At 43.0% G+C, this 25,939-nt stretch carries 24 protein-coding genes and 1 pseudogene; 7 read left to right on the forward strand and 18 right to left on the reverse strand.

Annotated features, from left to right (window positions below; translation table 11 throughout):
* Nucleotides 1-142: 142 nt before the first annotated feature.
* From WFH18_RS11735 to WFH18_RS11755, 5 genes are all read right to left on the reverse strand, one after another.
* Entirely contained in the window at nucleotides 143-730 is a 588-nt protein-coding gene (locus WFH18_RS11735; RefSeq protein ID WP_004729881.1) for a YceI family protein, read from the reverse strand.
* 129 nt (nucleotides 731-859) lie between these two features.
* On the reverse strand, nucleotides 860-1,315 hold the full coding sequence (locus tag WFH18_RS11740) for a GNAT family N-acetyltransferase (protein WP_004729882.1): 456 nt from the start codon (nucleotides 1,313-1,315) through the stop codon (nucleotides 860-862).
* Between the two features lie 175 nt (nucleotides 1,316-1,490).
* Nucleotides 1,491-1,706, reverse strand: a complete 216-nt coding sequence (locus WFH18_RS11745; protein WP_004729883.1) for a hypothetical protein — start codon at nucleotides 1,704-1,706, stop codon at nucleotides 1,491-1,493.
* A gap of 134 nt (nucleotides 1,707-1,840) precedes the next feature.
* Complete coding sequence (gene tkt, locus WFH18_RS11750; RefSeq protein ID WP_005263115.1) at nucleotides 1,841-3,829, reverse strand: transketolase; 1,989 nt, start codon at nucleotides 3,827-3,829, stop codon at nucleotides 1,841-1,843.
* Between the two features lie 445 nt (nucleotides 3,830-4,274).
* A complete protein-coding gene (locus WFH18_RS11755) occupies nucleotides 4,275-4,658 on the reverse strand; it encodes a pilin (RefSeq protein ID WP_005263117.1) in 384 nt (127 codons plus the stop codon).
* Between the two features lie 473 nt (nucleotides 4,659-5,131).
* Between WFH18_RS11755 and metK the strand changes: the two genes are divergently transcribed.
* The 3 genes from metK (at nucleotide 5,132) to WFH18_RS11770 (ending at nucleotide 8,452) form a co-directional block, all read left to right on the forward strand.
* Complete coding sequence (gene metK, locus WFH18_RS11760; RefSeq protein WP_004729886.1) at nucleotides 5,132-6,298, forward strand: methionine adenosyltransferase; 1,167 nt, start codon at nucleotides 5,132-5,134, stop codon at nucleotides 6,296-6,298.
* Between the two features lie 331 nt (nucleotides 6,299-6,629).
* Nucleotides 6,630-6,974 carry a hypothetical protein gene (locus WFH18_RS11765; RefSeq protein ID WP_005104359.1) on the forward strand — a complete coding sequence of 115 codons (345 nt, stop codon included), beginning with the start codon at nucleotides 6,630-6,632 and terminating at the stop codon, nucleotides 6,972-6,974.
* A 266-nt stretch (nucleotides 6,975-7,240) separates the two neighbouring features.
* The gene (locus WFH18_RS11770; RefSeq protein WP_005263127.1) at nucleotides 7,241-8,452 is read left to right on the forward strand and encodes a YeeE/YedE family protein; all 1,212 of its coding nucleotides are present in this window, start codon (nucleotides 7,241-7,243) and stop codon (nucleotides 8,450-8,452) included.
* 53 nt (nucleotides 8,453-8,505) lie between these two features.
* On the opposite strand, the gene WFH18_RS11775 is transcribed toward WFH18_RS11770, so the two are convergent.
* The 3 genes from WFH18_RS11775 to WFH18_RS11785 form a co-directional block, all read right to left on the reverse strand.
* Nucleotides 8,506-9,015: a hypothetical protein gene (locus WFH18_RS11775; protein ID WP_004646660.1), complete on the reverse strand. Its 510-nt coding sequence runs from the start codon at nucleotides 9,013-9,015 to the stop codon at nucleotides 8,506-8,508.
* Between the two features lie 63 nt (nucleotides 9,016-9,078).
* Nucleotides 9,079-9,858 carry a TIGR03915 family putative DNA repair protein gene (locus tag WFH18_RS11780; RefSeq protein ID WP_004279976.1) on the reverse strand — a complete coding sequence of 260 codons (780 nt, stop codon included), beginning with the start codon at nucleotides 9,856-9,858 and terminating at the stop codon, nucleotides 9,079-9,081.
* Nucleotides 9,858-11,117 (reverse strand): putative DNA modification/repair radical SAM protein, encoded by a 1,260-nt coding sequence (locus WFH18_RS11785; protein WP_005263130.1) that lies wholly within the window; start codon nucleotides 11,115-11,117, stop codon nucleotides 9,858-9,860. Before WFH18_RS11785 ends, WFH18_RS11780 begins: the two co-directional genes overlap by 1 nt.
* A 207-nt stretch (nucleotides 11,118-11,324) precedes the next feature.
* Here WFH18_RS11785 and WFH18_RS11790 point away from each other — a divergent pair, with 207 nt between their 5' ends.
* The gene (locus tag WFH18_RS11790) at nucleotides 11,325-12,368 is read left to right on the forward strand and encodes an NAD(P)H-dependent flavin oxidoreductase (protein WP_005263131.1); all 1,044 of its coding nucleotides are present in this window, start codon (nucleotides 11,325-11,327) and stop codon (nucleotides 12,366-12,368) included.
* Nucleotides 12,369-12,423: 55 nt separating this feature from the next.
* Here WFH18_RS11790 and WFH18_RS11795 read toward each other — a convergent pair whose 3' ends face one another.
* Both WFH18_RS11795 and dusB read right to left on the reverse strand, forming a co-directional pair.
* The gene (locus WFH18_RS11795; RefSeq protein ID WP_121979937.1) at nucleotides 12,424-13,101 is read right to left on the reverse strand and encodes a hypothetical protein; all 678 of its coding nucleotides are present in this window, start codon (nucleotides 13,099-13,101) and stop codon (nucleotides 12,424-12,426) included.
* 249 nt (nucleotides 13,102-13,350) lie between these two features.
* Entirely contained in the window at nucleotides 13,351-14,376 is a 1,026-nt protein-coding gene (dusB, locus tag WFH18_RS11800) for a tRNA dihydrouridine synthase DusB (RefSeq protein WP_004279984.1), read from the reverse strand.
* An 80-nt stretch (nucleotides 14,377-14,456) separates the two neighbouring features.
* On the opposite strand from dusB, the gene WFH18_RS11805 reads away from it, so the two are divergent.
* Both WFH18_RS11805 and WFH18_RS11810 read left to right on the forward strand, forming a co-directional pair.
* A complete protein-coding gene (locus tag WFH18_RS11805; protein ID WP_121979936.1) occupies nucleotides 14,457-15,665 on the forward strand; it encodes a DUF1615 family protein in 1,209 nt (402 codons plus the stop codon).
* Nucleotides 15,632-16,285 (forward strand): HAD-IB family hydrolase, encoded by a 654-nt coding sequence (locus WFH18_RS11810; protein WP_004729896.1) that lies wholly within the window; start codon nucleotides 15,632-15,634, stop codon nucleotides 16,283-16,285. Before WFH18_RS11805 ends, WFH18_RS11810 begins: the two co-directional genes overlap by 34 nt.
* Nucleotides 16,286-16,478: 193 nt before the next feature.
* On the opposite strand, the gene WFH18_RS11815 is transcribed toward WFH18_RS11810, so the two are convergent.
* Nucleotides 16,479-17,573, reverse strand: a complete 1,095-nt coding sequence (locus WFH18_RS11815; RefSeq protein WP_004646650.1) for a fatty acid desaturase family protein — start codon at nucleotides 17,571-17,573, stop codon at nucleotides 16,479-16,481.
* Nucleotides 17,574-17,587: 14 nt separating this feature from the next.
* Entirely contained in the window at nucleotides 17,588-18,652 is a 1,065-nt protein-coding gene (locus WFH18_RS11820) for a flavin reductase family protein (protein ID WP_034439545.1), read from the reverse strand.
* Nucleotides 18,653-18,805: 153 nt separating this feature from the next.
* Between WFH18_RS11820 and fabR the strand changes: the two genes are divergently transcribed.
* Nucleotides 18,806-19,486 (forward strand): HTH-type transcriptional repressor FabR, encoded by a 681-nt coding sequence (fabR, locus tag WFH18_RS11825; protein WP_004729898.1) that lies wholly within the window; start codon nucleotides 18,806-18,808, stop codon nucleotides 19,484-19,486.
* 62 nt (nucleotides 19,487-19,548) lie between these two features.
* Here fabR and WFH18_RS11830 read toward each other — a convergent pair whose 3' ends face one another.
* The 6 genes and pseudogenes from WFH18_RS11830 to WFH18_RS11855 form a co-directional block, all read right to left on the reverse strand.
* A complete protein-coding gene (locus tag WFH18_RS11830) occupies nucleotides 19,549-20,349 on the reverse strand; it encodes an alpha/beta fold hydrolase (protein WP_004729899.1) in 801 nt (266 codons plus the stop codon).
* Nucleotides 20,350-20,485: 136 nt separating this feature from the next.
* Complete coding sequence (locus tag WFH18_RS11835; RefSeq protein WP_004729900.1) at nucleotides 20,486-20,752, reverse strand: PAAR domain-containing protein; 267 nt, start codon at nucleotides 20,750-20,752, stop codon at nucleotides 20,486-20,488.
* Nucleotides 20,753-20,896: 144 nt separating this feature from the next.
* The gene (gene rapA / locus WFH18_RS11840; RefSeq protein ID WP_121979934.1) at nucleotides 20,897-23,734 is read right to left on the reverse strand and encodes an RNA polymerase-associated protein RapA; all 2,838 of its coding nucleotides are present in this window, start codon (nucleotides 23,732-23,734) and stop codon (nucleotides 20,897-20,899) included.
* A gap of 143 nt (nucleotides 23,735-23,877) precedes the next feature.
* Nucleotides 23,878-24,522, reverse strand: a complete 645-nt coding sequence (locus WFH18_RS11845) for an RluA family pseudouridine synthase (RefSeq protein ID WP_004279998.1) — start codon at nucleotides 24,520-24,522, stop codon at nucleotides 23,878-23,880.
* Nucleotides 24,523-24,655: 133 nt separating this feature from the next.
* Nucleotides 24,656-25,363: a phosphopantetheine-binding protein gene (locus WFH18_RS11850; RefSeq protein WP_034439404.1), complete on the reverse strand. Its 708-nt coding sequence runs from the start codon at nucleotides 25,361-25,363 to the stop codon at nucleotides 24,656-24,658.
* Nucleotides 25,364-25,486: 123 nt separating this feature from the next.
* Nucleotides 25,487-25,726, reverse strand: a pseudogene (locus WFH18_RS11855) (GlcG/HbpS family heme-binding protein); the annotation flags it as partial.
* Nucleotides 25,727-25,939 lie beyond the last annotated feature (213 nt).

A 25,939-nucleotide genomic window follows, 5' to 3' on the forward strand; every position in this document is an offset into this window, starting at 1 on the left:
TTTGTTTGAAAGAAGAACTTTAAAAGCTTTATTTTCACCCGATAAAATACCCATAAAACAAGAGGAAGCTCAAATGAGCTTCCTCTTGTGAAAAATTGTGGGACAGCAATGCCCAGTTGGGTGCTTTTTTAATTTGTCATGCTTATTTTTTCGGAGCAGGTACAGAAGCCTCGGTAGTAATGTTTACTGTAATTTTATCGCCCACATTTGGAACATAACCGCCTACCCCAAAGGCTGAACGGTTAAATGAAGTGGTTGCATTGAAACCAATCGTTTGTAATTTTGTCATTGGGTGCACGCCTTGTTTATTTAAAACTGCGTCCAGTACCACAGGTTTAGTGACATCTTTTACGGTTAAGTTACCGGTGATTTTGTATTTGTTTTTGCCTAAAGCCTGAACTTTAGTACTTTTAAAAGTGATATTCGGATATTTGGCAGCATCAAAAAATTCTGCTGTCTTAATATGGTCATCCAGCGCTTTCACATTCGTATTAATGCTTGCAACCGGGATATTCACATTGACCGAAGAATTCGCAGGTTTTACATTATCAACATTAATCGTACCCTGGATGTCACTGAAGTTTGCAGATGGTGTAGAGAAACCAAAGTGGCTCCAAGAGAACACCGTTGCTGAATGAGTCGGGTCAATCGTATAGGCCACTGGTTTTGCCATAGAAACTGTTGCTACAGATGCGACCGCCAAGCCTAATGCTAATGTTTTGAAATTCATGTTTTTATCTCACGTTTTGGATGTTATTAAGTGTATAGAATCTGGAACTGTTTACAGCCCTAAAGATAAAACGTTTTGTTGCAGCGATGAAACGATAAAATTGTAAGTTATTTTTTTAATTTTTGAGCTTTAATCCATACGGTACTGGATGAATCCAGTTTTCTTGGCGACTTTGTTATACAACGCTTGTGCCTGATGGTTTAATTCATGAGTCAGCCAGTAAACCCGGTCGCAATTACGCTGCTGCGCGACCTGATAGACATGCTGAATCAGCTTGCGCGCCACGCCCTGTCCGCGATAATCAGGATGGGTAAATAGATCCTGCAAATAGGCATAGGGTCTTACTGTCCAGCTACTGTTATGTTCGATGACATGCACAATCCCTACGACCTTTCCATCAATCAAGGCCGCAAAACCGTACATTGAATCTAACTCATAATTAGTTAATTTATCCCAGGTATTTTTACTTACCTCATCCGAAATTTGGGTCTGATAAAAGCGTTGATAGTCTTGCCATAAAAATAGCCATTCCGGCTGTGATATTTGCTCTAGAGATTTGATCTGGATCTGGCACTGTATATTCATGTTTAACTGCTTCTTTGGCTTATTTCTTTAATTTAAGTCGTTTCAATAGTGGTCGCTGAATTTTTATAGCGGCCTAAACTTAGCTTTATCTCATCTGGTGCTCATAAGCAACCTGTCAGATGAAAATCATCCGGCATAAAAAAAGTCCCAATCAGGGACTTTTCATGCATTATGTTTAAAGTTTTTCAACCAGAATACGATCAACCTGTTTTAGGCCAGTCGTCTTTTCATGATTTTTACGACGCACTTTAATGACCTTTTCTTCGGCTAATTCTTGCAGCATTAAATCAACTGCAACCATCGCTTCAAGAGGTAATTCCTGTCCGATCCACTTGAGTTCGCCTGCATCCATTAAAGTAATTTCATCGTTAATTTGTTCATACAAGCTCATGTTCATCTCACTCTTTCATTTCGACTATGGGAGAACTTTCTAACGATTGCCACATGAAAACAACGCTAAAAAGCGAAAAAATAAAAGACGCCCCAAAAATGGAGCGTCTTTTAATAAACCGCCTAATCAGTTGATTATGCAGTAATCTCTTTTACAGCTGCAACCACTGCTTCAGTAGTAATACCGAAGAACTGGAACAGATCTTTTGCAGGTGCAGATTCGCCATAAGTGGTCATACCGATTACGCGACCATCAAGACCCACAAATTTCCACCAGTAATCAACATGTGCAGCCTCAACAGCAACACGTGCACGAATATTTGATGGAAGAACCGCTTCACGATAAGCTGCATCTTGCTTCATGAATTCTTCAGCACATGGCATAGACACGACACGCACGCCTTCAAGCTGTGCATAAGCTTCCATTGCCAGAGATACTTCAGAACCAGTTGCAATAATGATGGCTTTCAATTCGCCTTTTTCTTCAGCCAGTACATAACCACCTTTCGCAGCGTTCTCAATTTGAGCTTGAGTACGGGTTTGGAATGGCAAATTCTGACGGGAGAAGATCAATGCGGTTGGACCTTCAGCACGCGTTAATGCAGATTTCCAAGAAATTGCCGCTTCAACCGTGTCACATGGACGCCATGTGTTTAGATTTGGCGTACCACGAAGGGATGCGATCTGCTCAACAGGTTGATGCGTTGGACCATCTTCACCCAGACCAATTGAGTCATGCGTATACACATGGATCACGCGCTGTTTCATCAATGCAGACATACGTACGGCATTACGTGCATATTCCATAAACATCAGGAATGTTGCTACGTAAGGGATAAAACCGCCATGCAGTGCAACACCATTCGCGATTGCAGTCATACCGAATTCACGTACGCCATAGTGTACGTAGTTACCTGCCGGATTGTCCTGTACGCCTTGCGCGCCTTTCCAAAGGGTCAGGTTAGAACCTGCAAGATCCGCAGAACCACCTAGAACTTCTGGCAATAATGGAACAAGTGCTTGTAATGCATTTTGGCTCGCTTTACGCGTTGCGATCGTTTCAGCTTTGGCATTCACTTCTGCAATATAAGCATCCGCTTTTGCAACGAAGTCAGCCGGTAATTCACCAGATAAACGACGTTTAAGCTCAGCTGCTTCAGCTGGATATTTTGCAGCATAAGCAGCAAATGTTTCGTTCCAAGCTGCTTCTGATTCAGCACCTTTGGCTTTCGCATCCCAAGCTGCATAAACATCTTCAGGAATTACAAATGCTTCATCAGTCCAGCCTAGTGCTTCACGAGTCAAGACGATTTCGTCATGACCGAGTGGTGCACCATGACTGTCTTCTTTACCTTGCTTGTTTGGTGAACCCAGACCAATCACAGTTTTACAAATAATGATGGTTGGTTTAGCAGTTTCAGCTTTAGCTTCTAAAGTTGCCTGACGGATTGCATCTGCATCGTGGCCATCAACTTTAATCACTTGCCAGCCGTACGCCAGGAAGCGTTGTTCTGTATCGTCAGAGAACCAGCCTTCCACTTCGCCATCAATCGAGATGCCATTGTCGTCATAGTAAGCAATCAATTTGCCCAGACCCAATGTTCCTGCCAAAGAACATGCTTCGTGAGAAACACCTTCCATCAAACAGCCATCGCCAAGGAAGCAGTAAGTGAAGTGATCTACAACTTGGATATCGTCTTTGTTAAATTGTGCAGCTAGGGTTTTTTCAGCCAGTGCAAAACCAACAGCATTCGCGATGCCTTGACCTAAAGGACCAGTCGTCGTTTCAATTCCTGGCGCATAGCCCAATTCCGGGTGACCAGGTGTTTTAGAATGAAGTTGACGGAATGCTTTTAGATCTTCAATCGAAAGATCGTAGCCCGTTAAATGAAGAAGCGCATATTGAAGCATAGAGCCATGGCCATTTGACAATACAAAACGGTCACGGTTTGCCCAATTCGGGTTGGTAGGGTTGTGGTTCATGAATTCACGCCAAACCACATCAGAGATATCTGCCATCCCCATTGGAGCACCTGGATGTCCTGAGTTTGCTTTTTGCACAGCATCCATTGCCAATACACGAATTGCGTTTGCAATACGACGTTCATTAAGCGGGGTTGTCATAAATCAGAGTCCAAAATATTCAGAAATAGGAAATGATGAAAAGACTTTCAAAACTGCTGTCTATTGTCTTAAAAAAACAGCGAGGGGTAAAGACTAACCAACAATATTTATCAGTTTATTGAGTGTCTCTTGCCTTATCGTACAATTATTCCACATTTCTTCTTCGGCTTCGCTTCTCTCTACCAGTTTTCAGATTGAATTATCCCTCATTTCCTAGCTAACTTTATTGTCTGTATCTACAATTTAAGCAGATAGACAGGATTGAATTTATGCTGATTTTGTTTCTATTTCATATGTCTCACATCATTATTTTTGAAGAAAATCTATACAATTAACTAAACTAGTCATAATGTAATTTGTACTAAATTTTATAAAATATGGGTAGGATTTTTTGATATACAGGTGAAACCTAATTTGCTTAGGCTAATTTTCAACTTCGGGAGAGTTATTGCCCTTGGCAGTCTTTAGGCAAATAGCGCTGCTGAATATCAGTGGAATAACATTTGCCACTATGAACATCAAAAGCAACCGATTTCCCGCGAATCGCAGCATCTACTCCCTGCTCTCGTATCTTGAACTCTATCCGGCACGTAGCGTTAATGATCACTTTTTCGATATATTGACCATGCCCACCAATCTCGCGTCCGGCATCACAGTGCTGATCCGAAGCAATAAACTGGGTTCGATATGCTCCAGCTTGCTCAAATACTTCGGCCAATTGATTACGCACGACATAAGCTTGATAACTCATAAAAGCCATCGTTACTAAAATCGCGATGATGATGAGTACGATCAGTACTTCAATCAGGGTAAATGCCTTTTGATACATGATTTCTGATCTCCGTACAGTCTTGCTCCAAGAAGTCCATAGCAAAAGATGTCGCCACTCCTAACCAGCTAATGTGGAAGACTTAGCGCTAATATGAAGACACGCTTGAACATCGACAAGACAGTTGGTCGCAAGGCGCACAGTCTGAATCTGCTTTATTGATGTAATGATCACTTGCTTAAGTAAATTTTGAATTTTGAGCTTTGTATTTTTTCTATCGTCTATTTTTTTAAGATTTAATCGGAAATCTAAGCATTTAATTTTCTGACAGTCTGACAGATTAAAATATTGTTGCTTCATATTCCCCAATCAATAATGCTGCCTAAATAGACATATCAATTTTTTTAATTCTATTAATCAATTAAAAACACAATAATTTGAAACAATTTCGACCAATTTTGTCCTGTTAAGCTAGTCCTAGAGCGCAACTCGATGTAACATATCGGGTCTTTAAAATTAACTGTGATAGGACTATGCGCGAGTACGCTGTATTTACTTCGGAATCTGTAAGCGAAGGCCATCCAGATAAAATGGCTGACCAAATCAGTGACGCTATTTTGGATGCAATCTTAAAAGAAGACCCATATGCACGGGTTGCTTGTGAAACGCTTGTAAAAACAGGTGCGGTTGTACTTGCCGGTGAAATCACAACGACAGCAAATGTTGATTTTGAGGCAATTGTACGTCATACCGTAAACGGAATTGGTTATCACCATTCTGATCTTGGTTTTGATGGCTCAACCTGTGCCGTGATCAACATGATTGGTAAACAGTCACCTGAAATTGCTCAGGGTGTAGACCGCCAGAAACCTGAAGATCAGGGTGCCGGTGACCAGGGCTTGATGTTTGGTTATGCAAGCCGCGAAACTGATGTATTAATGCCTGCGCCGATTTCATATGCGCATCGCTTGATGGAAAAACAGGCTGAATTACGCCGTAATGGCACCTTGCCATGGTTACGCCCAGATGCAAAAAGCCAGGTAACGTTTGCTTATGAAAATGGCGTACCAGTTCGTTTAGATGCAGTCGTTCTTTCGACTCAACATGATCCTGAAATCACTCAAGCAAACCTGAAAGAAGCTGTGATTGAAGAAATCGTGAAGAAAATCATTCCTGCTGACATGTTCCATGCAGAGACCAAATTCCACATCAACCCAACGGGTATGTTTGTGATCGGTGGTCCTGTGGGTGACTGTGGTTTGACTGGACGTAAAATTATCGTAGATACCTACGGTGGTATGGCACGTCACGGCGGTGGTGCTTTCTCTGGTAAAGATCCATCTAAAGTTGACCGCTCTGCTGCATATGCAGGTCGTTATGTAGCGAAAAACATCGTTGCTGCTGGCCTGGCTGACAAGTGTGAAATTCAGGTGTCTTATGCAATTGGTGTTGCTGAGCCAACTTCAATTTCAATCAATACCTTCAATACTGCAAAAGTCTCTGAAGAATTGATTATTGCACTGGTTCGTGAACATTTCGACTTACGTCCATATGGCATTACCCGTATGCTTGACCTGATCCAGCCGATGTATAAGCAAACTGCTGCTTATGGTCACTTCGGTCGTGAAGGTTCTGATACTGCCTTTACCTGGGAAAAAACTGACAAAGTGGAAGCGCTTAAAGCGTCTGCTGGTCTATAAGTTTTTCTTAAAAAAAGCCTGCATCATGCGGGCTTTTTTTATGTCTTTCATTTCTTCATCTTTAGAATTATCTCTAGGTCGTGATGACAAATATTTAAATGCCAAGCTTCATACTATAACCTGCCTATCGAATGATACTATTAAGACTTCCCTCTCTGTGAATATCACTATTCCATGAAACTTAAAACAACTTCCGACTGAGCCATTATAGTATAAGTATCGAAAAAAGTTACAGTTAATCAACAAATGTTGATCTATTTGCTAGCATAAATCTAAATAAATGGCTGCTAAATTAGATTGCAGCTCTACAACAACAAAAGGATATTACTCGATGAATAAATTACTGATTGCTTTAGGTTTGGCGACCACTGTTGCCTTAGTCGGCTGTAGTAAAGAAGAAGCGCCTGAAACCGGCGCAACCACAGGTGAGCATTTAGAAAATGCAGCCAATCAAGCCGGTCATGATATGGAAGATGCCAGCCGTGAGGCTGCGGTAGAAACCGAACGAGCAATGGATAATGCCGCAGAAAATACTGCTCAGGCAGCGGACGAAGCAGCTGCTGCAACGTCTAGAGCAGCAGATGCCACTGCGGAAGCAGCACGTAAAGCAACTGCAGCAACTGCAGCGGCAGTTGAAGAAGGTGCCGGAGAAGTTCGGGAAAAAGCTGAAAACTGATTTTAGCATTCAGTTTGATGTTTAAAAGCCTGCGATTGCAGGCTTTTTTATCAGAGATGATTTTAAATATCGAATGATCTAAATTGAAATTGCATTATTTCTTGAGGGGATCAATTTTTTATCTAAGTGAGTGGATAAAATCAGATAAACTGATAAAACTTATCAAGTATTAGAATGAATTAATTGTGATTCACTACGCAAAACGGGCTGCATTTAAACTGAAATTCAGTAGAATACCAGCCTTTATTTTTAAAATTCAATCTCCCATGTCAGTCATTGTTGCTGCTTCCCAACGGTCGAATATTTCGGTCTGGGCAGCTTTTATCTTGCTTATCATAGGTACAATCGGTGCCTATCAAATCGTAGGCTTAAATCAGGCCTTATTATTTTTGGTTGGTGGTGCACTGGGCATGACCCTGTATCATGCTTCATTTGGTTTTACTTCGAGCTGGCGTGTCTTTATCAAGGAACGTCGCGGTCGTGGTTTACGCGCACAAATGATTATGCTCGCTCTGGCCGTTTTGCTGTTCTTCCCGACTTTAGGTGCAGGTGAATTGTTCGGTAATCCAGTCAAAGGCAACGTTAACCCTGTTTCCATGTCAGTTATGATTGGCGCCTTTATTTTCGGTATTGGTATGCAGCTCGGTGGCGGTTGTGCATCAGGTACGCTATATACCGTGGGTGGCGGTAGTGCACGTATGTTGGTAACGCTACTGTTTTTCTGTATCGGGTCTGTGATTGCGACCTCGCACCTTGACTGGTGGTTTGCCCTGCCACATCTTGAACCGATTTCCATAGTAGAAAGTTTAGGCGTCCTCCCTGGATTGCTGTTGAGCTTTATCGTTTTTGCCATCATTGCTGCGGCGACTGTTTATTTCGAAAAGAAACGTCATGGCAGCCTGGAAATTGAGCCAAGCAGTGAACATCAGGGCTGGAAGCGCTTTGTTCGTGGTCCATGGCCTCTGATTTGGGGCGGTATTATTCTGACCTTGCTCAATTTTGCGACTCTGGCACTCGCAGGTCGTCCTTGGGGCGTGACCTCTGCGCTGGCAGTTTGGGGTGCCAAAGGTGCTACGCTTGTGGGTGTTGATGTAGCTTCTTGGGATTATTGGCAAAAAGCAGGCAATGCCAAAGCACTGGCAGAATCATTATGGTTTGATATTACCTCAATGATGAACTTCGGTATCATGCTGGGTGCTTTATTGGCAGCTAGCTTGGCAGGTAAATTTGCGCCGAATTTTAATATTCCAAAGCGCTCACTGATTGCTGCTGTTGTAGGTGGCTTAATGCTGGGCTATGGCGCAAGACTGGCTTATGGTTGTAATATCGGTGCATATTTCAGTGGAATTGCGTCGGGTAGTCTGCATGGCTGGTTATGGCTGGTGTTTGCCTTTATCGGCAATGGCATTGGGGTAAAACTTCGTCCGATCTTCTTCCCGAATGAAAAACCGCAGCCTGAAAAACTGACCGGTTGCTAATGCTTAAAATCAAAAAAGCCCATCTGTGATGGGCTTTTTTCTGGCTTTAGGATTTACAGCGCAGCTTTTAAATTACAGCCATAACCCATGGTCTGCTGAACCTGACGATAAGTCGTATAACGATCCAGAATAAAGGTATAAAAATGATCAGCATCAGAGAAATTAGCTTTTAAATTTTCATTCTTGGCATTGGGCAATTTAATGTCATCGACCAGTTCCAGATTGTAATGTCCCAAACGGAACATATCGGCAAAATAACTATTCATCATATCGCAATAGGCGATTTTACTAGGTTTTAATGCGGTACTGCTAACGAGATGCTGGTTCAAGCTTTGCAGATTATTGACATCTAAAGGAAACTGGTGTGCGAAAGCAATGCTTTCGACTTTCTTAAATTTCTGAAAGTCTTGGGCTAACTGGACATTGAGTGCATCAAAACGTTGCTGCAGTTCCTGTGCGGTCTGAACCTGATATTTGGCTGGATCTACGACCGGTTTTTGTGGTTGTTCCGAACATGCAGTTAATCCAGTGAGCAGCGCTAATGACGTTAGCCATACCTTCATGTTTATACACTCAATTTAAATATACCAATGCTTATTATGCCTGAAAGCAGCTTGATGTACTGTTTAAAGTAATTTCTCATTCATATAACGCCAGTAGCGCTTTGGCACATATTGAATATGCAATTTCATGTTCTTGCGCGCCTGAATATTCACACTGTTAAAATAGTCTTTCCAGAGCTGATCATATAGCAGCTCTTGATCATCCAGTTCAATACTGAATGATTGACTATGACCAATCCGGATTTGTGGATCGATTATTTCAGCGTTCATCTCGACCTGATGCATCTGCCTTAAATCATAATAAATACCGTAATTACGCTGCTCGTCATAAATCAGCCAGCTTTGATCCTGATAACGCTCCTGAAAATGTCGGGAAATAATCGGCAAGACATTAAAATCCGGTCTGACCAGACTCAGAAACAAACCATCTTTGGCTTTTTTAAAGCGTACAAAAGCCTCCATACGATGCTTTTCCCGCCCCACTTGCTTGGCCCATTGCGACATGCCGATCACCGCAGTATGACCATAATCTTTATCGACTGGACGCTGGTTTTGAAAGACATAGACTGCAAAATCAAAAAGAGTCTGGAACGCTGCTTCCTGCTCTGACAAAAACGTATAGTAAAAAGCACGCAAACTGCTGGAAGATACTTTCTGCTTTAATCCCTGCCACACCCGCTGCCCATGCTGATCATTAGAGGCCACATGGATAAATTCATCAAATAAACCTGTTTGTGCTTGAGGATTGGCCGTCACTATCACGTTAAATTCTTTAAACTCGAAAGCACGAAATACACAACTGAGCAGACCAGTCATGCTGCCATCAAAACAGTAACTTGCCACTAGAAACCCAATCCTAATTGAGGTGAAAGTTGCTGCTGATATTTGGATTGTCCTGACATCAAAATTTGCTGGCGAATCTGATGGGACTGCTGATCTTTCTTAAATTTCGGTGTATCTGCACAGCAGATAAAATGCTGCGCCCGGTTATAAGCCACGCCCATGCGTTTTAGCTGGTCAATATGAATCTGTCCAAAACGGCGGGCCTGTACAATTTTCTGGGCAGAACGTACACCTATACCGGGTACCCGTAGAATCATTTTATAGTCGGCACGGTTAATATCGACTGGAAAGGCTTCAGGATGACGCAAGGCCCAACTGAGTTTGGGATCAATATCCAGCTCCAGATTCGGATGCTGCTCATCGACAATTTCATCAGCAGCAAAGCCATAAAAACGCATCAGCCAGTCAGATTGATACAGACGATTTTCTCTTAATAATGGCGGTGCTGAACCGATGGCGGGTAAGGCTTTATCTTCAGGATTAATCGGGATATAACCAGAGAAATACACCCTTTTCAGCTTGAATTCCTTGTAATGCCGGTCAGCCATCAAAATAATGTCCTGATCGGTTTCACTATGCGCGCCCACCACCATCTGTGTAGTTTGTCCGGCAGGTACAAACTTGGGGACTGACTTGATCAGCTTGCGTTCATCTTTGAGCTGGATCAACCGGTCACGCACAATGCCCAAGTCTTTTTGTACTTCAGCATGGGTTTTCTCAGGCGCAAATTTTTGCAGTCCTGCTTCTGTTGGCATTTCCAGATTAATACTCATACGGTCGACATACAGTCCGGCTTCGGTAATGATCTCCTGTGATGCACCCGGAATAGTTTTCAGATGAATATAGCCATTAAAGTTTTCTTCGAGTCTAAGTTTTTTGACCACTTGCAGCATCCGTTCCATGGTGTGATCCGCCGACTTAAAAATACCCGAACTGAGAAACAGCCCCTCAATATAATTACGCCGATAAAAATTCATGGTCAGATCCACGACTTCCTGCACGGTAAATGCTGCACGCTGGACATCAGCGGAACGGCGCGAAACACAATAGGAACAGTCAAAAATACAGACATTAGAGAACAGAATTTTCAGCAAGGAAACACAGCGGCCATCTTCGGTATAGCTATGACAGATGCCATTGCCGGTATTGCCCACACCCTTTTCTTTATTTTTACGATTGCTACCACTGGATGAGCACGACACATCATATTTGGCAGCATCGGCTAAAATTTGCAGTTTTTCACGGATACGATCAGACATGAGCTCAGAGAATATGTGACCAAAAAGCTATTATAAAGTCTTAATTTCTAGACCTATAAATAATCCGTCTCTTTGACGACATAGCGTGTCGCAAGAAATGTAAATAACACGTAACCCATGCTGCAGTATTTCAAAATAAAATAACCAATATGATTTGCTTAATTTTGTGCTCAAAGGCAAAGTAAAAGCATAACAAGGAGCAAATCTATGTCTTTATTAGAAAATCTCGGAATTAAACACCCTATTTTCTTGGCACCGATGGCAGGTGTCTCTACGCCCGAGCTTGCTGCCGAAGTGTCCAATCAGGGTGGCTTGGGTTCACTGGGTCTGGGGGCCAGCAGTATTGATGCAGCGCGACAACAGATTTTAAAGACCCAGGAATTGACAGATTGCCCTTTTCAGGTCAATTTTTTCTGTCATGACAGTATGCCTCTAGATGAAGCTGTAGCGCAGGCCTGGATTGCCCAGTTTAAAGATAAATTTGCCAAATATGGCGCTCAGGCACCCCAGCATTTGAAGTGTATTTATCCGAGTTTTAAAGACAATGATGACTTCCTGAATCTGGTATTGGAAACCAAACCGCGAGCAGTCAGCTTTCATTTTGGGATTCCGCATCCACATCAAATTCAAGCCCTCAAACAGGCCGGGATTCTGACCATGGTGTCTGCCACCAATTTTGCCGAAGCCAAAGCTATTGAGGCAGCCGGAATTGATATCATTATTGCACAGGGGATTGAAGCTGGCGGCCATCGTGGGATTTTTAGCACCAAGTTTGATGCTTCAGTCAAAACCTCGAATCTGGTGAAACTGATCAAACAGCATTCTTCCTTGCCGATTGTAGCGGCAGGCGGGATTATGACGGGTGAGCAAGCGCGTCAAATGATGGATTTCGGTGCAGATGCCGTGCAACTCGGGACTGCATTTGTGCAATGCAAATCTTCCAATGCCAATGAGGCTTATCGTAAAGCCCTATTTTCCAAGCCACTCACTCAAGTCAGTGCCAGCATTTCCGGTCGTCCTGCACGCGGCATCATTAACCACTGGCATATTGAGGTGGATACACCGGAGCGACTGGATGTTCCGGCCTATCCATATACTTATGATCTGGCCAAGCAATTACATGCTGCTGCTGCCAAACATGGGGATCAAGGTTATGGTGCATTCTGGGCAGGTTCGAACGTAGCACAGATTCGTGAAATGGAAGCTTCCGATCTGATTAACCAGCTCATACTGGAAATGAAGCATCTTTAATACTTGAATCATAAAAAAACCTCTCCACATGGAGAGGTTTTTAATTTATCTAGAATTAGCGTGTGACACGATGCCAGGCATCTTTAACTGCAAATTTCGCTTCTTCCCAGTTGAGGCGGGACTCACCTTTTAACTGTTCCCACTTGGTACGCAGTTCAGGTTCGGCACGGTCAAAATCCGTATCATGCTCATACATCGGACGATTTTCATAACCGACCCGGTAAGCACCGCGATAATCACGATCATAATCTAGATCGCCATATGTGCTACGCGTTTCATTGAAATACGGGCGATTATGATACTCATCTCTCCAGTAATTATCTTCTGCTCTCAAATGATCTGGATGTCGATAGTTATCTGCCTCAGGAAAGTTCTCTGGGTGCTGGTAATTATCTGTCTGCTTCCCATGATCAGGCGTTGCAATGTCATTACCTGCAATACCGCCAACTACTCCACCGATAATACCACCCACCACTGCACCTGGAGGACCACCTACTAGACCTGCAACTGCGCCTACCGCAGCTCCACCCAAAGTACCGGCACTGGTCGCAGCCAGATTATCCTCACCTTCATTCATGTCTGGAACACGAGGATTATCTTTCACGGGTGTATTCAAATCTGGACGAGCGTTAGTATCAGTCGGATTGATATTTATGCCTTCACTGCGTTCTTGTGGCAATTCCGTTGACGTTTTATGGCTAAACTCTGTGACTGGACGATTGGTATTTGTCATTACAGATCTCCCTCAATGATGACGATAAACAAGATGGATCACATCTGGTTTATATCTGGATAGGTTCATCATAGAGGAAGCTTGAGTAAGCAATGTCCAAGTCCTGTCCAGTTTAAGTGAACAAACTGTGCTGCTATGTATTAGACAGGCTGAAGTGTAAACAGAATGCAAAAATCAGCCCGCTCAAGATAAAAAAGGTAGGGATTTCATGCAAAAAATATTAAATGATTCGCTGAATTTTGCCCGTCATTACTTGGTTTCCAGTAAATTCACCTGCTCGACTTGTACATCATTCATGGTTAAACCATGTTCTAGCAATGCATTAAAATAATCTTCTACCACACGATACTGGTCAGCCGTATTTTCCACCTGATACATGTTCTGGCGAAACTCGTTGCTGGAACGCAAACCTTTGGTGTACCAAGCAATATGTTTACGGGAAATCCGGCAGCCGGAATACTCGCCGTAAAATTCGTATAATTCTGTCAAATGTCCCAGCAGTACATCTTTAACTTCTGTAATACTCGGTGCATCAAGATGTTGACCGGTTTTCAAATAATGGGCAATTTCACGAAAAATCCAGGGCCGACCTTGTGCTGCACGACCAATCATAATTGCGTCTGCACCAGTATAATCCAGCACATATTTGGCTTTTTCCGGACTGTCGATATCACCGTTAGCAATCACGGGAATCTTCAACATTTCCTTTACGTCTTTGATTAAAGAATAACGCGCGGTATTCAGGTACATATCTTCACGGGTACGGCCATGTAAAGCCAGTGCCGCAATTCCGGCTTGTTCAGCACGTTTGGCGACCCGTATAATATTTTCCTGGCCGTTCAAATAACCAAGACGGGTTTTTAAGGTCACTGGCACATCAACTGCAGCCACAACTGCATCCAGAATACGCGCAACTAGATCTTCATCCTGCAATAAAGCAGAACCGGCGAGTCGGTTACAGACCTTTTTGGCTGGGCAGCCCATATTAATATCAACAATTTGCGCACCATTGGCCACCTGATAACGTGCCGCTTCAGCCAGATCATGGGGATCTGAACCAGCAATCTGCGCTGAAATCGGTGCCAGCTCTCCATCAAAATTGGCACGATATAAGCTCTTTTTACTCATGCGCAAAGTTTTGTCAGATGTCATCATTTCACTGACCGCATGGCCTGCACCAAAGTATTTGCACAAGGTTCTAAACGGACGATCGGTCACACCTGCCATGGGAGCGACAATCAAATTGTTTGACAGTTGATATGGACCAATATACATATAAATTCATCACTTTTTTGATGGGCATAGTATACTGCATCTGCCTTATTCGCTCATCTTTTCAATTAATTTACGACACCATGAATAAAACTTTCGCTTCTTGTTTTTCTTTTAAGTCATTGTCTGTACTTGCACTTTCTCTGAGTCTTGCCGGCTGTGGCAATGGTTCATGGTGGTCAAAAGAGGATGAACCGACACTTGAAGTTGAACATATTCGTAAAGCTATTCCAAGCCGTGTCAACCAACGTGAGTCTTGGGCACAAGATATTTATGACATCACAGAGCAGCTTGGCATTCCTCAAACCAAGGAAAATGTTTGTACGATTGTGGCAGTGGTTGATCAGGAATCTAACTTTGTTGCAGATCCTACTGTTCCGGGTTTGGGTGAAAAGGCGGTTAAGGAAGTCCAAGGTCGCCTTGATGAAAAATTCAAAGATAAACTCGGTCAAGCGATTGGTGGCACAGTTGCAGGATATTTCCAGGAAGTTCTCAAGAATCACCCAAGTCCTGAAGACAACTACTTGAGCCAGATGCGCCGGGTCAAAACGGAACGTGAACTCGACGAATTATATCGTGAAATATTTGACTATATGTCGAAGCACTATTATGTTAGTGCCCTGACTGGTGCTGCCAAACTGGTCGGCCAGAATATTGGCGAGAAAATGAATCCAATTACCACCTTGGGTTCAATGCAGGTACATATCAGCTATGCGAAAGAACATAAACGCCAAGGCGGCAATATCGCAGAGTTACGTACCGATCTCTACAGTCAATATGGCGGTCTGTATTATGGGATTCATCGCCTGATGATGTATCCGGCGGATTATGACAAGCCAATTTATCGTTTTGCGGACTATAACTCGGGCATGTATTCCAGTCGAAATGCCGCTTTTCAGAGCATGTTAAATGATTTAACTGAAGCCGAACTTGATCTGGATGGCGACTTATTGCTCTATACTAAAGATGGCGCGATCCGTTCGCAGAAGAGTCAATCTGAGCGTGAGTTAATCAGTGTTTTTGCCAAAAATAATTTTATTATCACTGAACGTCAAATCCGAGCTGATTTAAAGAAAGAAAAAGATAAAGACTTTGAAGATACGATGACTTATCGTGGTGTCAGCAAGCTTTATCAGGAAAAAACGGGTAAAGATCCTATCTATGCCATTATGCCTGAAGTGGTCATATCCGGACCAAAATTAAGTCGTGATTATAATACTAACTGGTTTGCTACCCGCGTCGATGGTCGATATCAAACATGCATGCGCAAAATCAAAAATCTAAAACTCTAGCCTTATTTGATTTTGATGGAACCCTGTATCTACATGATAGCTTTACCGGGTTCATTTTCCATGCCTTAAGAAAACGGCATATTGTAAAACGCGGCATGCAAATTTTGCCATGGATACAGGCCTATTATTTAAATTTCTATCCGGCACACCGCATGCGACCCAAATTGTATGCCAGCATGTTTAAAAACAGTGATGCAGAGGAAATTCTGCAATTAGCTCAGGATTATGCACAACAACTAATATTCAAGTTGAATCCGAAATTATTAGAACAACTTAAACAGCATCAACAATTAGGACATGAAGTCGTGCTGGTATCAGCCTCATTGGATTTGTATCTTAAACCGGTGTGCAGTTATTTAAATATCGATTTAATCTGTAGCGAAGTTGAAATCAAAGCTGGGAAATTGACAGGGTTTTATCAAACTCCTGACTGTAGTAACACACAAAAGAAAATTAGAATTCTAGAAAAATATAATCTGGATAATTATGCTGAAATTTATGCTTATGGGAATAGCAAGGAAGATATAGAAATGCTCAGTCTGGCGCAGCAAAGCTATTTTGAGGGTCAAGATCAACAGCTTCCAAAAATTAATATTTCAGCTCATTCGATGCCATATTAGTCCTTTCCATTCTATCGGGTTAACCTACTAAACACCTTTAGACAACGCTATAAATGGCAGATTAACTTTTTTACTTTATGCCTTGAAATCATCTTAAATAGCTTCGTAATCAGGATTTTTACTTCCTGAAGTATTCGCCTCCTAGCTAAAAAAACCACTTCATTTGAAGTAGTTTTTTTAGCTTTAAGAAAAATTATTTCTTAAACGGAAATGCATATTTCACAATACGTTTGATCACACTACCGTACTGTTTTACCAAGCTGGCATTGTTATAGTTCAAACCATATTTTTCACAAACAGCCTGAACTTTCGGTGCCATTTGACGATAGCGACGTGCAGGTACATCAGGATACAAATGATGTTCAATCTGATGACTTAAATGACCCGTCAAGATATGAAACGCTTCAGAACCAGTCAGATTGGATGAACCACGAATCTGGCGCATATACCAGTGACCACGACTTTCATTTTGCAGTACCGATTTCGGGAATACTTCCACATCTTTGGTAAAGTGACCACAGAAAATGATACTGAATGTCCAGATATTACGCAGACCATTGGCCACCATATTGCCGGTCAAAACCGGTAAAGCCGCAGGACCTGCGATGAGTGGAAAGAATACATAATCCTTAAACAACTGTTTACCAATTTTGCTCTGCATTGGACGCCATTCTTCTTTGGTCTGCTCTTTGCTTTTGCGACCTTTGAAGTATTTACCCAATTCAAGATTCTGAATCGCAACACCCCACTGGAACAATAAACAGAATGGCACTGCATAAATTGGTTGTAGTAAATAACCCGGTTTCCAGCGCTGTTCCGGGAAGAGGCGTAATAAACCATAACCGATATCATCATCCATACCCTTGATATTGGTATAGGTATGATGCTTAAAGTTATGTGTTTGACGCCAGTTGTCTGAAGTCCCTACGATATCCCATTCATAGGTCTGACCATTCAATTTAGGATCATTCATCCAGTCATATTGACCGTGCATGACGTTATGACCCAGTTCCATATTTTCCATGATTTTGGCAAAGCCCAACAGGCCTGTCCCCAACAACCACGCTGGCGGGAACCAGCCTGCAAACAGCAAAGCACGACCGGCAATCGATGAATAGCGAATGGTTGAATAGACACGACGGATATATTTGGCGTCTTTTTCACCCAGATCATCTAGCACTTCTTGTTTAATTGCATCAAGTTCACGTGCAAGTTCATCAAGTTCAAACTGGGTTAATTCACGGTTTTTAGGATTTTTAAAATACTGTAATTTTACTGGCATATTCATAGGATAAAACTCGCTTATAAGTCGATGACAAGGTCAGTCTGCGCTGAGTTAATACAAATTTTGAGCAGGTTACCGGGTTCGGTATTTTGCGCACCGTTGACCAAATTCTTGGTCGAACCTTCTACTTTATTGCAGGCACATTTATTACAAATGCCCATACGGCAACCATGGGTCGGTTTAATATTTTGCTGTTCCAGACTCACCAGAATGGACTGGCCTTTTGGAATGCTGACAATTTTTTTCGACTGGGTCAGGGTGACATTAATAAAGCCGGTATCCGATTGATCCGCCAAGCTCATGCTAAATGCTTCACCTTTAAACTGTTTTGCCTGAGCAAAAAGCTGTTCTGCTTTAGATACAAAACCTGAAGGGCCACAGCAATATACGATGCTATTTTCCAGATTTTGCAGATCGGTCAGATAGGTTTCATCAAGACGTGCAGCAGCTGGCTGTTCTTGAGTGGCATACACATGAAATGAGAAATTTGCATGTTTTTGAGCAAGTTCTTCAAACCGTGCTTTAAATGCGGCATCCTGATCTTTTTTAACCCAGTACCAGAGAGTAACCGGTGCAGATAGTTCACCTTTTTTGCTCAAGCTTTCCAGCATACTGAGCATTGGGGTAATACCACTCCCTGCTGCAAGCAAGATCAATGGACTCGTCTGCACAGGCAAGGTCATATCACCATAAGGCTGACCAAATTCGATCACATCACCTACTTGTGCCTGTTCTGCCAACCAGGTACTGACTTTACCGGCATTGACTTTTTTCACGGTCAATAAAACATGTTGCGCATCTACACGGGTCAAACTATAGCTACGTTCATAACGGATGCCGTTTACCACCACATAGACCGGATGATGCTGCCCTGCTTCACCAAACTTAAATAAGCGATTCACTTGAATTTTCAGACTCAGTATATCCTGTGCGGCATTTTCTTTATGCACGATCTTGCCTAATGGCTGATTCAACGACCATATAGGATTGAGTTTCTGAATCCAGAAATTAATCGCATGCTGATCAACAACACTATCAGACAGTGCATTCAACGGCGTTTTAAGTTTTTGGAGTACATGCATCGTTTGCGACATCACCTTGAGGTTTTGAATTATTATACACATGTATATATATTTGTATATACAACCGTATTGTTTCTATTCATTTCACAAGCTTGACTGGCTCGGTTATAATAAAATGATTCATGCATGAACCTATCGATGAACGAGCCTTCAATGAAAATAAGCAGTGACGCATCTTTATTACAATCGAAAAGCATTGATGAGCCGATTATCGTACGGAGTGTCGGTCGCAAGGCCACCATTACCAAGGAAGAACTGTTTCAGGCTGCGTTGAATCTGATTGGGCCACAAAAAAGTATTTCCTCTTTAAGTCTACGTGAAGTCGCGCGTGAAGCTGGTATTGCACCGAACAGCTTCTATCGTCATTTTAAAGATATTGATGAACTGGCCATTGAGCTGATTGATCGTGCCGGAATTGTATTGCGTCAGATTTTGCATGAAGCACGTCTGCAAGCTTCTCGCCAGAACAGCATCATCCGCAGTTCTGTGGAAGTTTTTATTGCCCAGCTGGATGCCGATGAAGGCAATCTGAGCCTGTTATTACGTGAAGGTTATACCGGTTCCAAATCTTATAAACAGGCAGTAGAACGCCAGTTAAATTATTTTCAGCAGGAACTTCAGGATGATTTGATTCGTCTGGAACGTCTAAACAATAAAAAATTATTTCATCCGGATATTGCCGCCAAAGCGATTACCCAACTGGTGTTCAACATGGGCGCCAATGTGATTGATATGCCTGCTGAAGATCGTAAAGAAATTGCCGAACAGACCATGATCATGATCCGGATGATTCTGGAAGGTGCGCGTCATCTGGAAGATTCTCAGCTGCGTTAATTTCCCGATTTGCACGAAGCTGTATAAAAGAGACGTAATCAACGTCCCTTTTTTTATGATGATTACAAAAGTGCGAGTTGGGTTTTGACCGCCTTTGCAGTGGCTTCCGGATACTCAAGTGGGAACATATGCCCGCCCTCGACCACAGAATAATTAATCCGATAAATCTTCTGCATCCCTTGTGGCAAACCCTGCTGATAAAACTGGCTCTGCTCAGCAGTCATCAGATGAATTGGCACTTCAGGCTGTCGGCGTGGTGTTCTCCACCACCAGGCGGGTACAGTCCGGAAGATTTCCGCTTCTATCTGTTTTGGAATAGTTAACGTCACCCCACCACGTTCAGGTTCTGGCTGAATGCCGCTCTCGATATAATCAGCAAAACACTGCTCATCGAAATTTTTAAATAAGCGGTTAAACCGGAGTGCTTCAATAGCATCCTGTTTCGATGACCAATGATCTTTGCGTTTTAGCGTAATTCCTGCGGGCGTATAGCGGTCAACACTTTTCAGATTCAGCTTTTTAATCAGTTCAAACATGGCGCTATTTTTTCCAATCACAAATGGTGGATCCATAATGACCAGTTTGGAAAATAGTTCGGGACGTCGATACGCCGCCATCAGGGTCACCAGACCACCAAAGGAATGCCCTAAACCAATCACCTGTTGCTGAGGAAACTGCTGCTCGATATCTGCAATGACTTCATCAACCAGATAACGCCAGTCTCGCGTAATTGGATATTGCGAATTCATGCCGATCAAGGGAATCGCTTTGACTTCATAGTCTTGCTGAAAATAGTCCAGAAACTTTTGGTAAGTTGCCGCAGGGATACCATTGGCATGAGTAAAATGTAGGGCTTGCTTCATTATTTTTTAAACGCAGTGCGTATTCATCCTGAAATCATCGAATGAGCTTACTGATCTATTCTTTCATTCGGCAGTGCAAAAATGCTCAAAGCATGACCTCAAAGTCATTTCTCTGTATTTCTTCAGAATTTAAAGTCTATTTCTGAGATACAGTCAAATGTTGCATCGGTAGAAAAGTCGCGCCGCAACTGGCCTTATCCCCCGCGATGACTATCGCTCTTCCTTTGACTGTAATTGATAAGTCGCTAGCAATGGCGGTGACCATGGTCTGGCATTTGGGACAATAATGCTTCATGCCATTTAAATGCACGGTGATACCATTGATCAAAAAAGTGGGTTCACATTCAGTCACCATGCCACCATGACTGGTCTTTGTGCCAAGGGTAATCAGTGCTTTTGACATACTTTGTCATTCTTATTATTCAATAGGCCAATTTTAAACAGGAGAAAAATAACAGGCCAGCATTCTCCGACAAAAAAATAATAAACCCGGATTTTGCCCATAAAAAAAGCAGCCCGAAAGCTGCATTTTTTAATGATTTAAAGCTTAAGGCTTGACCACGACCATCACCTGAATTGCTTCCGGTGTTACCGATAGACCATCCAGCAGGCTTAAACCTTCTTTCTGCAACTTTTGTAAACGTGCAATTTCATCTTCACGGATACTTGGATTGAACTGTTTCAGATAGGTCAGGCGATCAATTTCATATTGCCATTTATTGCCATAGACTTCTTTGGCTTGCTGCTTGAAGCCAGGCAATGCACTGCGTGCCAGTTCAAGTGCCTGCTGATAACGCGCTTCAATCACATCACGACGTGCTTTCACCACCTGACGGCAACTATTGCCATCCAAATGATGTAGATAAGGCTTCAGGATTTCTGGTGCAATCTTCTGGGAAAGATCCTGGCCTTTTTCACTGAGCAAGACACGGATTAACTGTTGCGGCAAGCTAGACGGCAAGTTCAATGCTTTCGGAGCCACCACATCGACCTTGAACCATACTTCAAGTAATACCGAACCCTGTGGCAGTGCTGCAGATTTTAGTACCGCAACGTTAGTGCTACCAAAGCCTTGCGTATTGATCATTTCCATCACACTTTCAGTGAATGGATGTTCCAGTGTCAGGTATTGCGCATCTTCGCGGATTTGTGCCTGATCACGATAGAAAGTCGCTGTAATCCCTTCTTCATCCAACGTCAAACCTTGAACCTGCATTTGATCGGTTGGCTTGATGATCACTGTACCGTTACTTTGCTCGTCAAAGTCGATATTCGTAGACGCCATAAAGCGCTTCATGAAAATCGGCAAAGTGGTATTGTCATCATAGTCTTCAAGCGCGTTGACAATTTCCTGTGCCACCACCGGACGGCAAGAGTTGTACTCAAGCAAACGGTCTCTACCTTCCTGCAATTCAGCTTCCAGCGCTTCACGTTGCACGCTAACTTCTTCCAGCAGGTCTTCAAACTCTTGACCTTTGTCTGCCAATAGACAGTCTTTCAAGCGAACAATAAAATTTTCTTGCAAGGTTTGTGCAGCTGGAGAAATATTACTGAAAATATTCAGCGCTTCGTTATACCAGCGGAACATACGTTCTTGTGCAGTTCCCACCAGATAAGGCACATGAATCTGAATGCGGTTTTCCTGACCGATACGATCCAGACGACCAATACGCTGTTCCAACACGTCCGGGTTCGCAGGTAGGTCAAACAGAATCAGATCAGAGGCAAACTGGAAGTTACGTCCTTCTGAACCGATTTCCGAACAAAGAAGAATCTGCGCGCCATACGAATCTTCAGCAAAATAAGCTGCGGCCTGGTCACGTTCTAACAAGCTCATGCCTTCATGGAACATCGCCGTACGAATACCGGCATGTAAACGCAGTACATTTTCCAGCGCTTCAACCACTGGACCGCTACGTGCAATCAGTAAGACTTTCTTGTGTTTTAAATCGGTACGCAAACGCTCCATCAGCCACATCACGCGTGGATCGGCTTCCATCCACGAGCCGTCTAGCTGAGCTTCTTCAGGCCACATTTGCTCACGCAACTTACCATCTTTCGACCAGTGTTCCGGTGCTGGTAATGGTGCCGGCTGACAGTCACGACCCGGGAAGCCCTGAATGGCTTCACGCGTATTACGAAACAGGATACGACCGGTACCATGACGGTCTAAAAGTTCGTGAATGGCACGGAAACGCTGCTCAGGATGATCTTCAATTGAATGACCCAACAAGGCCTCAATCGCAGTCAAATGTTCTGCTTCAAGTGGCAGATTTGACATCAACACTTCTGCAATTTTAGCGGTGTGCTGATATTGCGCTTCTTCATCCAGGAAACGATCCAGCGAGTTAAAGCGCTGCGGATCGAGTAAACGCAGGCGTGCAAAGTGACTTTCTACCCCGAGCTGTTCCGGTGTTGCCGTCAATAACAATACGCCCGGCGTATGTTCAGCCAGTTCTTCGACCAGATCATAACGGTCATTACCGCCATCTTCTTCGCTCCACATCAAATGATGTGCTTCATCGACCACCAGCAAGTCGAAACCGGCTTCGAGCGCCTGTTCACGCAGATCTTCATGGTCGACCATCAAATCGACAGAGGCAATAATTTTTTGTTCGGTCAGGAATGGGTTTTGTTCAGGATCATGCTCTTTGATTGATGCAGTACGGGTCAAATCAAATAACGAGAACTCAAGATTGAAACGACGGCGCATCTCAATCATCCACTGATATTGCAGCGAATCTGGTACTAAAATCAGGATGCGTTCAGAACGGCCAGTTTTCAGCTGTTGATGGATGATCAAACCGGCTTCGATAGTTTTACCCAGACCGACTTCATCGGCCAGTAATACACGCGGAGCAAAACGCTGACCGACTTCATGCGCAATATACAACTGGTGTGGAATCAGGCCGACACGTGAACCGACCAGACCACGCAGTGGACTGCTTTGCATATTGGCCTGCATCAGCAGCGCTTCAATACGCAGGTCATACCATTCTTTATAATCGACCTGACTGGCCAATAAACGGTCTAGAGGCTTGGACAACTGGATGGTGGCACCAATGCGGGTTTCATTCAGCGATTTACGTTCTTCAGTCCCATCTTCCAGGGTACGAATGACGTGATAACGCACCACGCCATTGCGGTCTTCCACGGATTCTACAATCCATTTGGTCCCTTCCTGATCCTGTAATTCATCTTTCACATTAAATACGATACGAGATAAGGGTGCATTGCTACGTGCATAGACGCGAGTTTCATCGCTTTTCGGGAATAAAATGCTAACCGACCGCTCATCAACATCAATAAGAACGCCTAAACCGAGTTCTGTTTCAGTATCTGATAACCAACGTTGACCAATAGCAAATTGCTGCAATTTTTCCACCTTTATCTTAAGTACAAGATTATGAATATTAGGCTCAATCACGAAACGTCATTGGAGCAAAATTCCATACCTTCAAGCAATGTATTTTGACATAAAGCTCACTAAAAAGTGAGCATAATTCACGCCGATTAAAGAAGTATTTCCTAGAACGGCGCCGGACAATAAAATTCGACCAGCTGCTCTGTTTGAGGATGATAAAAACTCAAACGTTCCGCATGTAAACATAGACGTGAACTGAGCTGTTGCTGTTCGGGTGTCGCATATAAGGTATCGCCAATAATCGGATGTCCGAGATATTGCATATGCACCCGTAGCTGATGTGAACGGCCGGTAATTGGGGTCAGTTTCACCCGGGTCACAGGCTGTCCCTGAATATTAAAATGTTCAATCGCCTGCCAATGCGTGATGGCCGGCTTATGATGTGCGGGATCTGCGATATGTAAGGGCGGACGGCTTGGATCATACACCACTGGCACTTCAATAGTGCCTTCACCTTCGAGTGTACCTGCAACCACAGCCTGATAGGTTTTATCAGTCTGGCGTTCCTGAAACTGGCGGGAAATGGTTTTTTGTCCCCATTTAGTCAGACCAAAGGCCAAAATACCGGATGTATCGCGATCCAGTCGATGAATCAGTAAAGTTTTGGGTTCGAGTTTGACCAGACGGTTGATCAGGCAATCTTGTAAGTCTTCTGTTTTACCGGGAACTGTGAGTAAACCTGCAGGTTTGTGGATGACCATGAAATCGTCATCACGATGTATCAGATGTTCGGTTAGAAAATTACTCAAAGTTCAATCCCAGGCTGATCGCGAAAAACAAGGCGGCAATGATAGAAAGCTTAGCCAAGAATTACAATGCGCATTTATGTAAATGACGATGAAATTTCCGATTTAGCGCATAAAAATGCTCAATCGCAGCACATCAACCTAAGGATTGTAAAATAAAGCTTGCCAATTTATGCAAAGACGGATGCTTTAGCACATCTTCATAACGGATATTGGCACCATGCGCACGCCATACACCAACCAGACTCACCATCGCTACTGAATCCAGACCATAATTTTTTAGGTCGACATAGGGATCAATTTCCAAGGCATCCATATCCAGCTGTTCTGCGATAGCCAACATAATACCTTTGGTCGACAATACATATTCGGAAGGTGCGCTTAACTCCCATAAGCGAGTCAGGCTATAGGTATTTAAGTGATGTATCCCCTGTGCCGAAATATTTTCAATCCACTGAATATGCTGATCTTGATTTGACAATAAAATCGCATCATCAACCACACCGATTTGATCCGTCACACTCATCAGATGCGGCAAAATCTGTTTCAGCATTGGCGTGACCTGACCGGCAAAAATTAGTTGCGGATGCGTTGAGGCATATTCTCCCAATTGCTGCATGCCTTGCATCAGGTCATCACCATATAGATCAACAATGGGAATATCCAGTGCTTTGGCTTTATTGGTTACTTGGATCAAATTTGCCATCAGTGAACTGTCTTGTATCCCCTGCTGCATACGCAAGTTTTGCAATCCGACTAAAACCAAAACGGATTTAGAGGATGACAATTGCCATTTGGCTTGAGATAGGGCAAGTTGGATTTTTTTGGGCATGGGGTAAAGCATGGGAGAGGATTTTTCTAATCTATGCGAATATATACCTATGCTAGCGTAGATCTAGAAAAATGGTAAGTTCTAACCTCTACACTGATCCTAGACAAAATAATGGACAACCAGCCCCTCTAAACTTTTAATAATATCTTCAAACAACTTGGATGGACGGCGACTCATTGCAGAACATTTGGCTTTTTCGACGGCCAGATTTGCAGTCATCGGTGCTGCACCATCCATACGCTTCATCGCAAGCAAATGACCCGTTTCATCCACCACAGCAATACTGACATTAAAACTGTTCTGAATGGCATATTGATGGGCTTGATCTAATAAAAATTCAGCATCGCTTAAAGTCAAATAATGTTTGGTTTTCATTGATCTATCTCATCCTTTAATTTATCAATTTCAAATCTTATGATGTCTAATCCAAAGAATGAAATAAGCCCGATCACTCGGGCTTATATTCCCTCTCCTTTTAGGCATAGGTATCTACACATCTATGAGATACCTAATGCCATTGTGGCTATCTCATTGAGTTCATCTATTGAATATTCCGAGAGCAGTTGAAGAGTGTTCAGTAAAATCGAA

Origin of the sequence: Acinetobacter sp. USHLN143 (assembly GCF_037145695.1) — a bacterium.
Lineage (GTDB): Bacteria > Pseudomonadota > Gammaproteobacteria > Pseudomonadales > Moraxellaceae > Acinetobacter > Acinetobacter fasciculus.